The following is a 15,833-nucleotide window of genomic DNA, read 5'->3' on the forward strand; positions in this document are numbered from 1 at the left end:
TGATAATATCATTTCCAGTAGACATCTCCCATAATTATTGTGGAACAGGCAGGATGCCTGTTCAAAGCTGGCGTTTCTGGAAATGTCTAGTTGATTATAACCAATAATGTAGGGGCAGCTTCACCAAAATCGATGATTCACTTCCTCGATATTTATCAACCCGCCCTCCCCACTAATGACTAATGACTAATGACTAATGACTAATGACTAATGACTAATGACTAATGACTAATGACTCAAACTCTTGACTACTGACTACTGACTACTGACTATTGACTAATGACTATTGACTAATCTTTAATTTTCAGAGAAGCCCCCAAAGCTTGAGAAACCCAAACTTCAAAAGAGCGCACCGGATACTTGCGAAGCGCATACCCAGCATCAACCATTGGTTCCACTAAAATAGTGAACATACCCAAACGATTGCCAGCTAAAACATCAGTAAAAAGTCGATCGCCCACCATCGCCACCTGTTCCACCGGCAAATTCATTGCAGTCACTGCTGTTCGCAACTTGCGGCGCGACGGTTTAGCAGCACCCGTGATGTATGGTAGATTCAAAGACTCAGCAATTCGACCGATCCGAGTCTGACTTAAATTATTGCTTGCCAACCACAGCGATACCACGGGTTTAATTTCTTGCACCCACAAGCTGAGTTCAGGAGAAGCATTCATTGCCGTAATGGGAACGAGAGTTTCGTCCACATCCAACACTAATCCTTTAATATGATATTTCTGCAGAATATCAGCCGTTAAATTCACGACCGAATTGCCTAGAACTAAGTCAGGCTGTAGTAGTTTACCCCAAGTCATAATGATTTTAGATTTTAGATTTTAGATTTTAGATTGAGAAATCAGAAATTAGGAGTTAAAGATTGACAAAGTAAAAAATCAAAAGTGAATAATTCTTGCTTTTCCTTTGTTACTTTTGACTGTTTACTTGTGTATTAGCGATTGCCAATCTATGGAGTCGATCGCAACTGCTGGTCAACTTTAGCAATCGCAGCATCGTGTTCCGCCTGCGTGCGGCTAAAAATGTGAGTGCCGTCATACCGCGCCATAAAATACAGGTATTCTGTATTTTCTGGAGTCAGAGTCGCTTCCAGACTTGCTATTCCCGGAGATGCGATCGGAGTTGGCGGTAGTCCTACATTTATATAAGTGTTGTAAGGAGAAGGCGTTTCCACCTGCTTGAAAGTCAGAGGCTTTTCCTTAGTTTGCCTGATGCCGAGGGCGTATTCAACCGTCGGATCTGAACCCAACTTCATGCCCTTATTCAAGCGGCTGGTAAACACCCCAGCAATGCGATTGCGCTCGGAAGCAACCACAGCCTCTTTTTCCACAATACTCGCCAGCGTCACCCACTCTTTCAAATCCAGCTTAGTATTCTTCTGATTTTTTTGATAGATCGGCAAAGCCAACTGCTCGAAACGATCGAGCATTTGCTTGATGACAGCTTCCGGGCTAATTGCATCGCCGTCTAGTTGATAAGTATCCGGGTACAAAAACCCTTCCAAGTGAGGCAATCCGCTCGGTAGCCAAGGGTATTGAGCGTAGGGAACTTGACTTGCCACAGCCATAAAATCCTTAGCCGGGAAAAAACCTTGGGCTTCAAAATAAGCGCTCATTTGTTGCATCGACCACCCTTCGGGAATCGTGAAACTCTGCTGTGCGACTTCGCCATTCCAAATTTTCTCAGCAACTGCACTCAGAGGCTGAGTCGGCGACAGTTGGTAAGTTCCTGCTTGAAAACCTCCCTCGCGGTTTTGCATAGTCAGCCAGCGGGCCCACATATTCCATGCTCCAGCCGATCGAATCAAGCCCGCAGCCTCCAAATCCCGCCCGATTTTTTGACTGGGAGTACCTTCCGGGATTTGGATCGAAACAGCAGCATCCTCTCCCGGGGAAGTTGACGTTTCAGCTATTTTAGGCGGGGCAGAAGCCCAGCTCCACCAAGCCCAGCCCTGCCAAGCGCAAACGCCCCAAATTGCCGGCAGCAACGCCAGATAAAACAACCATTTAGAGACTTGCGGAGTACCTTTTCGGCCCTCGCGCGCGCTGTCTTTTGTCAGTGGTTCTTTATTCATAGTCCGTTGTCCTCGATAAGTGGCGGTTAACTAACGACTAATGACTGATGACCTACGATTGATGGCCGACAAGTTACTGATACAAGCCCTGTAAAAGACCAAATTCACTCGGCCCAATTCAAAAGCCCGATCGTGAAGGCAGAAGGGGCAATCTCGAAAAAGTTCGATCGGGCGAGCAGTTTACTTTCTTATAAAATAGTAAAAAATTCTGCTTTTTGCCGTCAGGCCTTCTGCCTGCAATTAATATTTAATCAAGCTCGTCAAAGAACTGGTCTTCCAGCATAGGTAACATAGGTTCCAGCCTTTGGAACTCTTCTTCCGAGAGCAATTCTGGCTTGCCGTCATCATTCATTCGAGCCAAGATAAAGAACGGGTCGAGAGGCGTATAAATGGCATATTCCTGTTCTTCGTGGTAGAAGCTGGTCAGCCACATCAGCTCCTCAAACTCCGACTCCTCATCAGGATCGGCATCGGGCGCCAAATCCTCGTCGGGAAATTCCGGCAATTCGCCAACCACAGTCATCGTCACCGCTGTGCGCCGGAGCGTCAAGTTCTGCTCTTGCAGGACAACTCTAGCGGTATCAAAAACTTTGTCAATTTCGGTCTCGTCTTCTACAGGAATTGCTGCTTCGTCGGCATCGTCTCCGTGCCAGGTAAAAATTTCTACGGGCGAGTCAATCGGAAGTAGCAAAGCGTATTCTTGACCTTCTAGGTTCATAGAATATTCTATGTTGCAAGTCAGCGATCGCCCAACTTCATCCGTCAGGGTGACGGACTCTTGGTTGGAATTGCCATTCTCTTTTTTGCGGTATGGGGATGAGGACATCGCGTGTATCTTATTTTCCGTCAATAATTCACTAACGTTGGCTTGACAATTGGGAATTTTCGTGGCGATATTCTAGCTAAGTGGGCGATCGCCAGTCCACAAGCTTAAACCGCGAGACTCGCGGCCTTTTCCAGAGGCGAGGAGTGCAGCGTTTAAATCTCAGTCGAGTCAGCAAGCGACACTGAGGACAAATCACGATTTTGTGCTTCTTCAGTACCGAGGGTACAGCAGAATTTTCTCCAGTTTGTCAAGGGTTACAGGTGTGCGTAGCAAACTTGCACAACCAGGATATCACGCCTCTGTTACAAGCTATCAATGATTGGGAAGGGCGCAGATATTTTGCCTCCGCTCGTCTAGCCACTGCTGCAAAATCAGGGCCGCTGCTTTGCGATCGATCGCACCCTTATTTTGCGACGGCGAAATCCCTTGTGCTTTCATCAATTCCTCTGCCTCTACCGAAGTCAGGCGCTCGTCCACGTATTCTAGGGGGATCTCTAAGGCGGAGGCGATGCGATTCGCATATTTCTGCACCTGTCGCGCTTGAGCGCCCAATTCTCCGCTCAGGGAGTAGGGCAAGCCTGCAACCAAAATTTGCACTCTCCGCTCTCGGACGAGCTCTCTGAGATAAGCTACGTCTCGCTCGAAGGACGATCGTACCAGAGTTGTAATGCCCGTAGCTATTAAACCGGTGCCGTCACATCCGGCGATGCCGACTCGTTTGAGACCGATATCTAATCCCAGAGCTGAAATCCATAATTTATCGTTGGACATTATCAATCAATCAATTTTAGATTTTAGATTTTAGATTTTAGATTTACTGTTTTTTTGCGGAAATAATCTTATTTGACGAACCGCGAAGACGCGAAGGATGCGAAGGAAGAAGTGAAGAAAGTAAGAAGAAGATAGGTAATCTTAAGTTGAGTTCAATCAAAAGCAGAAGGGATATTTGGGGATTAGGGCCGACGAAACAAGGAATTTTTGGGATGATTAATTCTATTTTTTCGGCTTTCTACCTTCTACCTTCTGCTTTCAATTATTAAGAATTGAGTTCTCCCGGCCAGCCTCCGTCTAGAGGCAATTCCGGCAAATTTAGAGGCAAAGCGCTGCTGGCATCAGTTGCTGCCGATTCGGAATTTTGGCAGCCCAAGGGGTTAGCTTGATTTGTTTGGCTGTTTCCCGAGTCAGCCAACAGGGGTTTAATCTCACAGGACGGGTGCCCTGCTGTCGCTTCCCCAGCCATCGGGCCGAGCCAGGACATCCGGCCCGGTACTGGTTTGCGAGTTGGCTGGAAGCTTTGCAGCATTTCTGATAGCTGGAGTCCTTCGAGAGAGACTAACTTGGACTCGCGCAATTTGTGCCACACCGATCGAGACATCAGCAAACTGTGTTCCACGCGCACAGCTCCAAATTGCTCTAAATAAGCTTCCCGTTCGGGCTGATAGTCAGCGGAAGCCAGTTGCAGGCTTTGAACCGGGAAATCTTGAACGAGGCGCGCCATCTGGGACAGCAGTTCCGGGTAAAGCCAAGTGTAGGCCGGGTGTACAGTCAACTGGGCGACGTGCGGTTGGTGGCCGTTGCGGGATAGCTGCACTTGAAAATAGCCGATCGCGGCTTTGCGCTGCGGTTCAAACACGTAGCCGCTGACTACCTCGGTTTTGCCCAGCCACTGTCTGACACCTTCGACTAAAGCGCCGAAAAAACTGGTTTTGAAATCTTGAATGTGCCGATCGAATACTTGGCGCACCAGGGGCGGCATAGACGCGGTATCCAGTTGGTAGAGCAACTGAGCGTCGGCGTTGCTGACGGGCAGCAGGTTGGGCAAATCTGGCGTTGAGTTGGCCATTTCTTGCAGGCGTTCTGGGGCGATCGTCCAGTAAGTCATCTGGGCCAAAGGCTGAAACCCGTTCTGCCGGTACAAAGCCAGGGAAGTTTTGTCGCCGACATTCACCTCCAGCAGCCACGTCCGCGCCTCCCAGACTGCCTCAAAGCAGTACCGCAGCAGCATCGAACCAATTCCTTTGCTGCGGGCTTCCGGGTCTACTCCTATGCGATCGATCCGCCAAGTGCTGCGGGTGCGGTTGAAAGGAGAAATCTGAATTATGCCCTTAACTCTCCCCTCTTCTTCGGCAACGTGGGCCCGGAACAGGGACTGACAAGGGTTGGGAAACAAGCTAAAAATCTTTAGCAGTCCGTACCAGCGGCGAATCTGCTGTAACTTTCTACCTAGTACCAAGTCGCAGCTTGCGCTTTTGCCGTTTTCTGGCTCGTCGGCTGTTTCCGCGCACAGTTGTTCCATCGCCTCGATGTCGCGATACTGAAACGGGCGAATCACAACCTGGTTTTGGTTTTGGGAGGGAAATGAAGTCATAGCATAAAAGTGGAGAATGGAAATTAAAAAATAAAAATTCAGAAAGGGGAAGAGTTAGAGAAGTTTTGAGTTTTGAATGGGTAAATTTTGATTTCAAAACTTATAACTTTTGATTCTTCTCCCTTTCTTGCTCGATCGAAAATTAAAAATTTCAAATCATCTTTTTGAATTTTTAATTTTCTGTTTTCAACTCAAGATTTTTGTGGCAGAGGTCGAATTAAAACGACTGGTGTTCGCTCGTCTGCATTCCCGGCGGGGTTGCTTCGCAAGGCTTGCTCTAAAAATGTTACCGATAAATCGGAGGTCGCTGCTAATATCTTAACTGCTTTCAAGTCGTTAGCGTCTACGATCGCCGCCGCAAGTCCGGTTTCTCGTTGAATTTCTTCTACAACTTGCTGGGGATTGTCCGGGCCGAGGACAATAAATTGGTCGAAGGGAGGCAAAGTCCCGGTAACGTCGTCGATCAGCCTGGCTTGTTCCCCTGCTAGTTGGTAAAAGACTCCCGGTTTGCCAAATATTTTAGCCGCAGCGCCGATCGCAAATGCTGCTACTACGCGCCAAGGGCCGACTACATCAACCAACGTCTGCATCCCGCAAGCCGTGGCCAAACTCGACGTGGGCAAGAAAAACAAGCACACTCGCTTTGCCGCCCATCCGGGTTTGACTTCGCTGGGATGGCGGTAGCGTCCCTGCATCAAAGCTAGGGGAGTTTCTGCCAGGGCGACAATATCCCCTTTCTGGGCGCGCGGCAGCACGTACCGCTTGACAATTTCGACGGGATTGTCCAGTTCCGCCAGTATGTGAGTGCGAATCGGCAAGACTTCTGCAACTCCGACATTTCTGGCGATGGGTACGGTGTCCGAGTTGGGAAATTGCAGCGGGACTACTACGTTGCGGACTTTCGGGATGCGCCCGCTTGGGCCGTAGGTGACGAAGTGTACTTGCACCCAAGCTGACTGCAATTTGGTTAAATCTTGCCCTTGAATGTCTACAGAAACTTTAATTTTCGTGTTTTTTTGGGCTTTAACAATATAGCCAAACCAGTAATCGTCTGCTCTGGCTGCTGCGTCTTTGTGGTAAGGAATCACCTTTGTCTGGGAAGTAACGCCATCCAAACTTCCGTCTGACAGCAGTTTCACCTGTGCGCGCACTTCCGGCAACATCACCTCGAACCGCTGTGTCAGGTTGCGGAACTCCATTTCTCCCACCAAAAGATAGCGGTTGGGTTCCGAGATGGCTAAGTGCCATTCTCCGGCTGTTAGTTCTAGTTTATTTGCACTCCCAGTCCGGCGATAGTTCAACTCTAGGCCCAATCCGCCCAATGCTAGCAGCGAACCGGCTGCTGCGATTCCTGTTGCTAAAGTCTCAATCACTCAAATCACCGCCAATAATATTTTGTGTTTACTGTAGTCGATATCGGGTACTTCGATCGCCGATCCGGTAGTAATTGGATTTGTGGGGGTTGTTGGGGTTGGGGTTGGGGTTGGGGATTGCAATGGGCGATCGGTTTTTAACAAAATCAACTAAATGTTAGAATTTTGACAAAGTTCTTCAACCGATTTCATTGGTAGATAAAGCTTCATCGGGTTTTGTTTAAACTTTTGAAAACCATATTTTTGATAGAAATTGGCTGCTGGCTCATCCAGAGCTTCTGCAATGACAGCGAGAGATGCAACTTGTGCAGTTGCCAAGAGTGCTTTTGTCAAAGCATCTATCAGAATCAACTCGCCGAGATGTTGACCAAGGTCAAGTACGATCGACTGCCAAACGACCGAGCAATGTAGCAGGTAGAAGGGGATAGCGGGGCAGCTTTTTTGCAAAAGATTCATTCAAATCTGCGAGTTCAATGGTGTATGCAGAAAGCGTATAATAGGCAATCACATCAGTGTTGGAAGACTCCACTAAAACGAATACGATTGCGACTTTCTTTTTGAGATCCTGAGAAGCTTGTTTACGGATGTAGTTGTCCAAACTATCTTGTCCACAACAAAAAAGCTCTCTGTGATGTCTGCTGCTATCTAAGAGTTCAATTGTGAGTACCATCGCCCATCACTTGTTTGTAGCGCAAGGCTGCTGCTTTGAGAGCTTGATTCGGCTGGGTTGGATTCAGGAGGGCATTTACGAAAGCCTCGCTGTCGTCAAGGTCAAGTGTCAGTCTTTGGTGCTGTTCAATAACTTTGGAAGCGACTGCTTGAACGCTGGCGATGACGAAATCTGTTAAGGTACATCCTTCTATGTCAGCGGCTTTTTGCCAAAGGGCTTTAATCTCTGGACTGATACGAGCCTCCAATCGGGCTGACGGTTCCGATTTAGTAGTTTTAGTCATACAAAATACGGTTTATCTCATTTATCCATTATATACGGCACTTTGCCGTATGTCACGCTAAAAGTTAGGGATCGATCGAGCTTATGTAAAATTACAGGTAAGTGCGATCGATCGAAAGTCTGCGGTAAAATATGCGAATACACGTACAGTATTTGAGGTTTATGGCACTTGCTAAAAAAGGCACGAGGCTAATCAATGTTAATGATGTTGAATACCGCTGGATTGTCCACCCGGACGATGAACCTGGTATGGAAACTGGTCTGCTAATCTTTGTAGAGTATGCGGACAATCCAGGACAGAGAATGATTACCTGGGTCGAGTACGGTAACATCATTTCACCTTGGTTGGTAAGGAAAGCTATCTTACACGCCCTCGATCGAGGTTGGTACCCACAACAAAAAGGGGCAGAGATAGGTTTTCGGCTCGAAGGGATCGTCTCAAGGGAGGATAATTGGACTGGAGTGCCATCTGAACATAAAACAGCGTGGCAAGAAGTGTTTCAGGCATCTCAAGAGTCGCTCCATCTATCAGCAGCGTGTCCTGTTTGTAGAGTTGCTGCTTTGTGTCGCTGGTATCAAATAGGAAAACCCATTAGGAAAGAAATTAAAGGGGTAAGATTCGTTGCAAGTGGTGGTTTATGGGAATGGTGTAGTAACTGTCATATCTTTCAACACTATTCTTGTTTAGTTCCACGTTGGTGGTCATGTGACTTAGAAGTTGATACAAAGAAGCTTACTGCTTCACCTAAAGCGATTGAAGAAGCCATAAAAGCCAGAGATATATTTTATTCAGAATCTAGTGAAATTGCTAGTTCTTGACCTATAAGGGGAGGTAATTGAGCGATGGATAAATTTGGATTGAGGAAAATTGGACAGAATCCCCGACTGCTTTAAGAAGTCGGGTGTCTAACAGATTCCGTGTTTTACCTTGCCAATCTTGCTCTCAATTCATCCGCCGATAACTGAGGCAATTGTTCTACAAACAATGTCAATTCATCGACAGGCAATGCTAGTAAATTGGTAAGGGCTGTAGGCAGAATATCGCCCAATTCATTTTGGCGAATTATCAAAACATTTTCTGCTAATAATCTGACCGCTTGTTGTTTTCCTGCTTCATCGACAGTTAGCATGGATATTGCCAGCAACAGCACCGTAAATTCCGCAGCGGGTAACTTTGATATTGGAGATAAGAAAGCAGTCATTTTTGAGTTAATTTCTCCAAATCGGACTTGCAGAAAATTTTCTAAAATTAAGCGCTGTTGTGCTTGTCTTCCTTGTTCAATTCCTTGTTCTAGTCCTTGTTCAATTCCTTGTTCTAGTCCTTGTTCAATTCCTTGTTGTTGTGCGGCTTCTAACTGTTCTCTAAAAAGTGATGGGATCGCCATAATTAACTCCCGCTCTTCTGGCTGTAACTCTTGTTGGGTATCGGTTACTAAGTTTGACTGTAACTGATACAACAATTCTAGCGCGATAATCCGTAACGGATCGTCGGTTGCTAAAGAGCTCAACTCGCCGATCGCCCTTTGCTGCACTTTTCCTTTCCCTAAAATCCTCAACCACATCGTTTCTGGAGTTTCTGGCAATTGGTGAATCACCACAATTGCCGATTTCAAATGCCTAGGCAAAAAATAAATGCCCTCCATCCAATGCTCAGGCTTGGGTATCGCGCCAAAACCCTCCAGCATTGCTTTCGATGCTGTAGGTGTCAAAATCCACAGTGTCGGCAACTTAGCATCATCATAGCGAGTATTTTCTCTTCTGGCTTGCCGTTCCAATTCACCTCGCAAATCCCATAACTTACTCATACAGCTAATGACTTCGCCTACAGTTACTGGATTGCGAAACGGTTCAAAAATTGCCGTCGTCTCAGCCATTTTTCCCAACAATCCTAAAGTTGCTGAGTATTCAGGAATTACAGTCATTGGAATGAAATAAACATCGATTTCTCGAACTTCGGCAGTAACATCATGCCCGATATTCACCGTCCCGATAGGAGACAGCAGTTCTGTCAACAAGTCTTTGGCAAAGCGATCGTGAATAAATCGCGTCATAAAAATTTATTTTGATATTTTCGGCTTAAATTTTATCATGTTATCGTCGGATATTTAATATCAATTCCGGCTGCACCGGAATGATAAGCGAGGACACGGCAGTGCCTTAGTCCCTACAATCGATCGTGGTAGGGACTAAGGCCAAGCCGTGTCCTCCGTTTATATCATTCCGATGCTAACGGAATTGATATATAGCCTTTCTCAGGTAGATGAGGTATGAGTATTAATTGGTAATGGGAGTTGATGGCGGTGCTTACCTCACTTAACAGGGTAAACGTATCTTGTCAATAACGAGGGATTTTAGCACAATAACTCGGCTTTATTGTTGTTTATTGAGAACCGTTTTTCCACCTGTAGCGCTTTTGTCTCTACTCAAACGCTATATATGGAAATTTAGAAATTAGATGCGTTTACCCTGCCTCACTTAACTACATAAGCACAATTAAGAGGGCTAAAGCCCAACTACGTACCTCACTTACTTGAGAACCGCTATAAGATGTTTTATCTGACAATAAGTAGACAAGCATAAAAAACTCAAACACCCAGATATCGCATTTTACGTTCATTGAGAATGCAAGCTGCAATCAATATCCAATTTGCAAAGTCACAGAAGCTTCTACCTGCTGTTCTCCTCCCACCACTGGCGTTGTAGCATCAGCAGCAGCGCGAGCACCAGCAAGTTGCCGATACATAGGAGTAGGAGGCGGCGCGATCGCACCGTTGACTTGAATGCCCAGAATCTCTCCCCGCTTGAGGTTTAGGGCGCTCAACACTGCATCCGCTTGCGCTTGAGCGTCTTGAGTTGCTTTTTTGAGTGCTTGTTTTCGAGCTTGTTCGATCGCACTGTCGGCGGCCACAAAGCTCACACCTTGAATTCGGGTTGCTCCGGCATTCACCGCGTCGTCGAGCAAAGTGCCAGCAGATTGAGTATTAAGCCGAAAACTGACGGTATTTGTAGCAATATAACCTGTTAGGCGCTGCTGGTTGTTTTCGTAGCTGTAAGTCGGGTTGAGGGTGATGCCGGTAGTTTCGAGTTTTTCCACTTGGCGCGATCGCAGCAATTCTACCACAGCCGACGATCGCCTCGCCGCTTCCTGCTGCACCTCGGCCGCCGTTTTCCCCTGCACCTCAACCCCCAAAGCAACTTGAGTTTGGGTTGTCGGAATCGCTTCCACACCCCGCCCAGTGACACTCAGCGTTCTCATCCGCTGTTCTTGAGCAGCCGCCGGATCTAATCCCGCGAAACTGACGAGAGTTAAGGTTAAACACAACGCTGTTAACAGACTGCGGAAATTAATGCGATCGCGACGTTGCAAATTTGAACTCATAAACTTGATTCTCCTCACATACAACAGATGCTATACTTTACCTTCCCACTGAAATTGCTAAATATGCGGTCTGTTACATTTTTAGCAACTAAAAAAATTATAAGTTATTAGTCATAAGTCTTTAATCTTTATATGCAATCCTTAAAACAAGCTGCCCGCCGACTAAAAAAAGAGACTTACGCTGTTTATTTAGCCAGTACAGACCAGAGAGTACCTGGGTACGCCAGAATTTTAGCAGGCCTTACGGTGGCCTATGCTTTTAGCCCGATCGACTTAATTCCTGACTTCATACCCGTTCTCGGCTACTTGGACGATTTGATAATTGTACCTTTGGGAATTTGGCTGGTACTGAAGATGATTCCGCCACAGGTTTTAGCAGAGTGTCGGAAAAAAGCAGCCGCCAAAATAGAGCTAGGAAAACCGATAAATCGGGCTGTGGCTGCTGTAATTATTGCCATTTGGATTGGCTTGGGAATATTAGCAGCAATGTGGTTGAAACAAATATTTAAACGTTAAAGCAAAACTATTGATATTACCCAAATTCAGGACACGGCAGTGCCGTTTCCCTACAATTAATCGGACTATGGTTACATTTATCATCGAGTCAGATTGATTATTTTGGCGTAGGGATACGGCATTGCCGTGTCCTCCGCGGCCTATCATCTTTCTCGTGCAACCGGAATTCATATTACCTTAAACAACTCCCTCGGCCCCAAAATATTTAAAGTTCAACAAATCACCGTTTTAGTTATAATATATAGTGCGCTAGGCGCACCTTACCTTAAAAAAAAGTCGCGGTATTGCATACCAAGTATTATTTACCCCTTAAAAAAATTAACTAACTTTCTAGCTATGACTCAAACCACTGATTTCCTCAGCCACCTCAACCCATCTCAGCGCCAAGCAGTCGCCCATTATAACGGGCCGCTGTTAGTAGTAGCGGGCGCTGGTTCCGGCAAAACCAGAGCTCTAACTTACCGAGTTGCTAACTTAGTTCGCACCCATCGAGTCGATCCCGAAAATATTCTGGCGGTGACATTTACAAATAAAGCCGCCAGGGAGATGAAAGAAAGAATTGAGAAATTGCTGGCAACTCAGCAAGCTGAAGCGGAATATGGCAAACCTTTGGTAGACTTAGCCCCGGATGTGCAAACCAAATTGCGATCGCACATTTACCAGAGAATTACCAAACACATTTGGATGGGGACTTTTCACTCTTTGTGCGGCCGCATTCTCCGCTACGACATAGAGAAATATCAAGACGAAAAAGGCCGCCAGTGGAAGAAAAACTTTTCGATTTTTGACGAGTCAGATGCTCAAAGTCTTGTCAAACAAATCGTCACCAAAAGCCTGAACCTCGATGACAAGAAATTTGACCCACGAAAAGTCCGCTATGTCATCAGTAACGCAAAAAATAAAGGCTTGTCGCCTCAAGAATACCAAGCAGCAGAACCGGATTATCGAGGTCGCGTGATTGCCGATGTTTACAGTCGCTACCAAGACGCTTTAGCAGCCAACAATGCCCTAGATTTTGACGATTTAATCCTCGTTCCCGTTAAACTTTTGAGCCAAAACGAGCAAGTATTAAGTTACTGGCATAAAAAGTTTTGCCATATTTTAGTTGACGAATACCAAGATACTAACCGCACTCAGTACGATTTGATTCGGATGTTGGTGACTAATAACGCCGACCCGAAAAACTTCGATAAATGGCAAAACCGCTCGATTTTTGTCGTGGGCGATGTCGATCAATCAATTTACAGCTTTCGGATGGCAGATTATACGATATTGCTGGAATTTCAAGAGGATTTCGGAGATGGTTTGTCCGACGATAAAACTCAGACAATGGTAAAATTAGAGGAAAATTATCGATCGCGCGAAAACATCCTGCAAGTCGCGAACCACTTGATCGAACACAATACCGAACGGATCGAGAAAATTCTGCGCCCGACTCGCGAACCGGGAGCTCCAATTGTTGTCTGGCGCGCCGACAACGAATTAGAAGAAGCGGAATTTGTAGCAGGTCAAATTCATTCCTTGAAACGCCAAAACTCCGAATACGAAAAGGGCAGTAACTTTGCGATTCTCTACCGCACAAACGCTCAATCTCGCTCTTTTGAAGAAGCGTTAATGCGTTTAGACATTGCCTACAATATTGTCGGCGGCCTCAAGTTTTACGATCGCAAAGAAATCAAAGATATCCTAGCATACCTGCGGACGCTTGCCAATCCCGACGATAGCGTCAGCCTCAAACGCATCATCAATACTCCCCGCCGCGGCATTGGCGATACCACATTTTCCAAAGTCGAAGACGCTGCAACTCAATTGGGCATTCCGTTGTGGGAAATCCTCAGCGATGAATCTTCTGTCAATACTCTCGCAGGGCGATCGGCAAAAGCTATTATTAAGTTTGCCGAAATGATTGGCCGTTGGCAATCGCAAGTTGAAACTCTGCCGGCTTCGCAAATTGTCCAAGGAATTATCCAAGATTCAGGCTACATTGAAGATTTGAAAAACCAAGGAACCGAGGAAGCAGAAAATCGCATCGAAAACGTCAGAGAATTGTACAATGCAGTGCTGCAATTTGAAGAACAAAACGAAGAACCGACGCTGACATCATTTTTAGCAAAAGCATCTTTAGCATCCGATTTAGATGACTTGCAGGAAGAAGATTCCCGCGTATCGCTGATGACGCTGCACTCAGCCAAAGGGTTAGAATTTCCCGTAGTATTTCTAGTCGGAATGGAACAGGGTTTATTTCCCAATTTCCGCAGTTTGGACGACCCGAAAGCGATCGAAGAAGAACGCCGTTTGTGCTACGTCGGCATCACTCGCGCCCAGGAATTGCTATTTCTCACCCACACTCGCGAACGCCGCCTTTGGGGAGGCTACCGGGAACACTGCACCCCTTCGCTATTCTTAGGAGAATTGCCACCGCATTTGCTGGCTGGAAGTGCGAAAAAAACTCAAGCGGGGAAAACGGCTGCATCTAAAGGAAAAACTAATAATTCAGCAGCAAATTCCGGCAGTTCTCAACCGGGAAACAATGTACAATCGGCGGATTGGCAAACGGGCGATCGGGTTTTTCATCATGCTTTTGGAGTTGGAGAAATTACCCACGTTTTAGGGGCGGGCGATAAAACTAATCTGGCAATTAAGTTTTCGGGATTGGGCAGAAAAATCATCGATCCCAGAACAGCTAAGTTGCAGCGAGTGTAATAGAAAATCCGGCGGTTGAAACCGCGTATATACAGGCAAAACCTAGAATAGCGGGTTGAAGAAGGGGCGGTTAAAATGCGGTAACAATTTCGTTTTTATCTTTAGTCCACGTCGGGTATCTCGTTTGTGTAGACCCGGTTTCAACCTTCGTTTTATCTAAGTAAAAAGTAGAAATAAAAACCTAAAATCTTATGTCTTACAGTCAATTTACGACCATCGGCAAGGTTAAAGAAGCCTTTAATCTTACAGTAGTGGAAGGAATGAGATTTCTGCCGGAAATTGAGCCGATCGCACCCGCAACAGCCTTGCAGACCATGCTGGAGACAAATTTGCCTTGGGCGATCGCCACTAGCACCGAAAAAGCCCGTTCTGAAGCTATTATTAACCCTGTATTGCTGGAAGTTCGCAGGATTCTGAACCAACAAATCAGCGTGTTTTCGGGTGAGGAATTTAATGTTGATGTGGCTGTTGGACTTACAGGAGTTTGCGATTTTATCATCAGCCGTTCCCCGGAACAATTAGACGTTGAGGCCCCGGTAATTGTGATGGTGGAAGCTAAAAAAGGAGATTTGAAAGTAGGTTTGGGTCAATGTATTGCTGAAATGGTGGCGGCCCAGAGATTTAATGAAGCCAAAGGGCGATCGATATCAGCCATCTACGGTAGCGTTTCCAGCGGCACAGCTTGGCGGTTTCTCAAGCTGGAAGGGCAAATAGTGACGATCGATCTTACCGATTATCCGCTACCTCCAGTAGATAAAATATTGGGATTTTTAGTGTGGATGGTGCGCGAAAATTAGCATCATATCAAATCTGCATTCAAAATCCGCGATCGGAGTCGGCGGTTAAAACCCCTACTAAACAAACGAAGTCCCAGGAGAGGGGGACTCAAAAGAAATGATTCAAGGCTATCCCGCAGAGAATCGCCCCTCGATCGATTTTATCTCACATCTTGCACCCTTCTCAAGAACAGGCTTTTCGGCCTGTCCCACAAGAAAATTCACTCTTTGTGGAACAGGCCGAAAAGCCTGTTCATAAAAGACTTATTAACAATGATGCCACATCTCATATCTTATTCGACTGCCTGAGATTCCACACGCCTGTATTTACCCGCCAAACGTTCTCGACGCTGGCGGCGGTTGTCAGCTTCAAATATGGCAATCGCTTCATCTAACTTCAAATTGAAAGCGTCCAACTGTCGGCAGACTTCACGCATCTTTTCAACGTGTCGCTTTCTGGTTTCAGCGTCGGGGATTCTAGGTTGTTGATTCATCGTAAATTCCAATCCATTTTGATTTCTTGAATGCTTGCTGCTGAGGCATCGACAATTGCCTCTCCGTCTTCTATCGTTCCATAGAGAAAGTTTAACGTATCCGCAGTCGCAGCGGGTTGAGATTCTGCCACCTGCTGCAAAAGCCTGTACAAACGATTGTAAGAGGTTCTCAACCTTTCCTTAATATTATCCAGGGATTCTAGTTCGGGGAGTGTCGCTTCTGTCTCGCCAAACTGCTGCATGAATATATATTCTGTGGCGGTTGTCTCGTTGAGGATTTCCACTAGTACAGCGCGGCGGAAATAAACAGACCATTAAACAGCCAAAACTTTGCCCTTATATGTCCACTTAAAAGGTTTA

General features: G+C 46.2%; 17 protein-coding genes. 4 read left to right on the plus strand and 13 right to left on the minus strand.

What is annotated here, in order from left to right:
* Window positions 1-290 precede the first annotated feature (290 nt).
* The 9 genes from QUA56_RS31615 to QUA56_RS31655 form a co-directional block, all read right to left on the minus strand.
* Complete coding sequence (locus QUA56_RS31615; RefSeq protein ID WP_333366432.1) at window positions 291-812, minus strand: YqeG family HAD IIIA-type phosphatase; 522 nt, start codon at window positions 810-812, stop codon at window positions 291-293.
* Between the two features lie 149 nt (window positions 813-961).
* Window positions 962-2,086 carry an endolytic transglycosylase MltG gene (gene mltG / locus QUA56_RS31620; RefSeq protein WP_333366435.1) on the minus strand — a complete coding sequence of 375 codons (1,125 nt, stop codon included), beginning with the start codon at window positions 2,084-2,086 and terminating at the stop codon, window positions 962-964.
* Between the two features lie 247 nt (window positions 2,087-2,333).
* Window positions 2,334-2,912 (minus strand): DUF3727 domain-containing protein, encoded by a 579-nt coding sequence (locus QUA56_RS31625; protein ID WP_333366438.1) that lies wholly within the window; start codon window positions 2,910-2,912, stop codon window positions 2,334-2,336.
* Between the two features lie 312 nt (window positions 2,913-3,224).
* Window positions 3,225-3,683, minus strand: a complete 459-nt coding sequence (gene ruvX, locus QUA56_RS31630) for a Holliday junction resolvase RuvX (protein ID WP_333366441.1) — start codon at window positions 3,681-3,683, stop codon at window positions 3,225-3,227.
* Window positions 3,684-3,948: 265 nt separating this feature from the next.
* Entirely contained in the window at window positions 3,949-5,280 is a 1,332-nt protein-coding gene (locus QUA56_RS31635) for a GNAT family N-acetyltransferase (RefSeq protein ID WP_333366444.1), read from the minus strand.
* Between the two features lie 191 nt (window positions 5,281-5,471).
* Complete coding sequence (locus tag QUA56_RS31640; RefSeq protein WP_333366447.1) at window positions 5,472-6,653, minus strand: F420-0:Gamma-glutamyl ligase; 1,182 nt, start codon at window positions 6,651-6,653, stop codon at window positions 5,472-5,474.
* Window positions 6,654-6,803: 150 nt separating this feature from the next.
* Window positions 6,804-6,971, minus strand: coding sequence for a hypothetical protein (locus tag QUA56_RS31645; RefSeq protein ID WP_333366450.1), 168 nt, complete (start codon window positions 6,969-6,971; stop codon window positions 6,804-6,806).
* Window positions 6,972-7,026: 55 nt separating this feature from the next.
* A complete protein-coding gene (locus QUA56_RS31650) occupies window positions 7,027-7,323 on the minus strand; it encodes a hypothetical protein (RefSeq protein ID WP_333366453.1) in 297 nt (98 codons plus the stop codon).
* Window positions 7,307-7,606 carry a DUF1778 domain-containing protein gene (locus QUA56_RS31655; RefSeq protein ID WP_333366456.1) on the minus strand — a complete coding sequence of 100 codons (300 nt, stop codon included), beginning with the start codon at window positions 7,604-7,606 and terminating at the stop codon, window positions 7,307-7,309. The genes QUA56_RS31650 and QUA56_RS31655 overlap by 17 nt, the downstream gene beginning before the upstream one ends.
* Before the next feature lie 131 nt (window positions 7,607-7,737).
* Here QUA56_RS31655 and QUA56_RS31660 point away from each other — a divergent pair, with 131 nt between their 5' ends.
* The gene (locus QUA56_RS31660) at window positions 7,738-8,424 is read left to right on the plus strand and encodes a hypothetical protein (RefSeq protein ID WP_333366459.1); all 687 of its coding nucleotides are present in this window, start codon (window positions 7,738-7,740) and stop codon (window positions 8,422-8,424) included.
* A 104-nt stretch (window positions 8,425-8,528) separates the two neighbouring features.
* Here the strand turns inward: QUA56_RS31660 and QUA56_RS31665 are convergent, their stop codons facing one another.
* The gene (locus QUA56_RS31665; RefSeq protein ID WP_333366462.1) at window positions 8,529-9,656 is read right to left on the minus strand and encodes a flagellar assembly protein H; all 1,128 of its coding nucleotides are present in this window, start codon (window positions 9,654-9,656) and stop codon (window positions 8,529-8,531) included.
* 584 nt (window positions 9,657-10,240) lie between these two features.
* Window positions 10,241-10,984, minus strand: a complete 744-nt coding sequence (locus tag QUA56_RS31670) for an SIMPL domain-containing protein (protein ID WP_333366465.1) — start codon at window positions 10,982-10,984, stop codon at window positions 10,241-10,243.
* 132 nt (window positions 10,985-11,116) lie between these two features.
* Here QUA56_RS31670 and QUA56_RS31675 point away from each other — a divergent pair, with 132 nt between their 5' ends.
* The 3 genes from QUA56_RS31675 to QUA56_RS31685 all read left to right on the plus strand — a co-directional run bounded on the left by QUA56_RS31675 (window position 11,117) and on the right by QUA56_RS31685 (window position 15,000).
* The gene (locus QUA56_RS31675) at window positions 11,117-11,500 is read left to right on the plus strand and encodes a YkvA family protein (RefSeq protein WP_333366468.1); all 384 of its coding nucleotides are present in this window, start codon (window positions 11,117-11,119) and stop codon (window positions 11,498-11,500) included.
* 336 nt (window positions 11,501-11,836) lie between these two features.
* Window positions 11,837-14,203 (plus strand): DNA helicase PcrA, encoded by a 2,367-nt coding sequence (gene pcrA / locus QUA56_RS31680; protein WP_333366471.1) that lies wholly within the window; start codon window positions 11,837-11,839, stop codon window positions 14,201-14,203.
* A 191-nt stretch (window positions 14,204-14,394) separates the two neighbouring features.
* Window positions 14,395-15,000, plus strand: a complete 606-nt coding sequence (locus QUA56_RS31685; RefSeq protein ID WP_333366474.1) for a hypothetical protein — start codon at window positions 14,395-14,397, stop codon at window positions 14,998-15,000.
* A gap of 272 nt (window positions 15,001-15,272) precedes the next feature.
* Here the strand turns inward: QUA56_RS31685 and QUA56_RS31690 are convergent, their stop codons facing one another.
* Both QUA56_RS31690 and QUA56_RS31695 read right to left on the minus strand, forming a co-directional pair.
* Complete coding sequence (locus tag QUA56_RS31690) at window positions 15,273-15,473, minus strand: hypothetical protein (RefSeq protein ID WP_333305297.1); 201 nt, start codon at window positions 15,471-15,473, stop codon at window positions 15,273-15,275.
* Window positions 15,470-15,757 (minus strand): hypothetical protein, encoded by a 288-nt coding sequence (locus tag QUA56_RS31695; protein ID WP_333366477.1) that lies wholly within the window; start codon window positions 15,755-15,757, stop codon window positions 15,470-15,472. Before QUA56_RS31695 ends, QUA56_RS31690 begins: the two co-directional genes overlap by 4 nt.
* Window positions 15,758-15,833: the final 76 nt, after the last annotated feature.

The organism is Microcoleus sp. N3A4 (genome assembly GCF_036701805.1).
Classification (GTDB): domain Bacteria; phylum Cyanobacteriota; class Cyanobacteriia; order Cyanobacteriales; family Microcoleaceae; genus Microcoleus.

Coding starts and splice junctions, on each gene's coding strand:
- QUA56_RS31615 (WP_333366432.1), bottom strand. CDS start 812: ATGACTTGGGGTAAACTACTACAGCCTGACTTAGTTCTAGGCAATTCG.
- mltG (WP_333366435.1), bottom strand. CDS start 2,086: ATGAATAAAGAACCACTGACAAAAGACAGCGCGCGCGAGGGCCGAAAA.
- QUA56_RS31625 (WP_333366438.1), bottom strand. CDS start 2,912: ATGTCCTCATCCCCATACCGCAAAAAAGAGAATGGCAATTCCAACCAA.
- ruvX (WP_333366441.1), bottom strand. CDS start 3,683: ATGTCCAACGATAAATTATGGATTTCAGCTCTGGGATTAGATATCGGT.
- QUA56_RS31635 (WP_333366444.1), bottom strand. CDS start 5,280: ATGACTTCATTTCCCTCCCAAAACCAAAACCAGGTTGTGATTCGCCCG.
- QUA56_RS31650 (WP_333366453.1), bottom strand. CDS start 7,323: ATGGTACTCACAATTGAACTCTTAGATAGCAGCAGACATCACAGAGAG.
- QUA56_RS31655 (WP_333366456.1), bottom strand. CDS start 7,606: ATGACTAAAACTACTAAATCGGAACCGTCAGCCCGATTGGAGGCTCGT.
- QUA56_RS31660 (WP_333366459.1), top strand. CDS start 7,738: ATGCGAATACACGTACAGTATTTGAGGTTTATGGCACTTGCTAAAAAA.
- QUA56_RS31665 (WP_333366462.1), bottom strand. CDS start 9,656: ATGACGCGATTTATTCACGATCGCTTTGCCAAAGACTTGTTGACAGAA.
- QUA56_RS31670 (WP_333366465.1), bottom strand. CDS start 10,984: ATGAGTTCAAATTTGCAACGTCGCGATCGCATTAATTTCCGCAGTCTG.
- QUA56_RS31675 (WP_333366468.1), top strand. CDS start 11,117: ATGCAATCCTTAAAACAAGCTGCCCGCCGACTAAAAAAAGAGACTTAC.
- pcrA (WP_333366471.1), top strand. CDS start 11,837: ATGACTCAAACCACTGATTTCCTCAGCCACCTCAACCCATCTCAGCGC.
- QUA56_RS31685 (WP_333366474.1), top strand. CDS start 14,395: ATGTCTTACAGTCAATTTACGACCATCGGCAAGGTTAAAGAAGCCTTT.
- QUA56_RS31690 (WP_333305297.1), bottom strand. CDS start 15,473: ATGAATCAACAACCTAGAATCCCCGACGCTGAAACCAGAAAGCGACAC.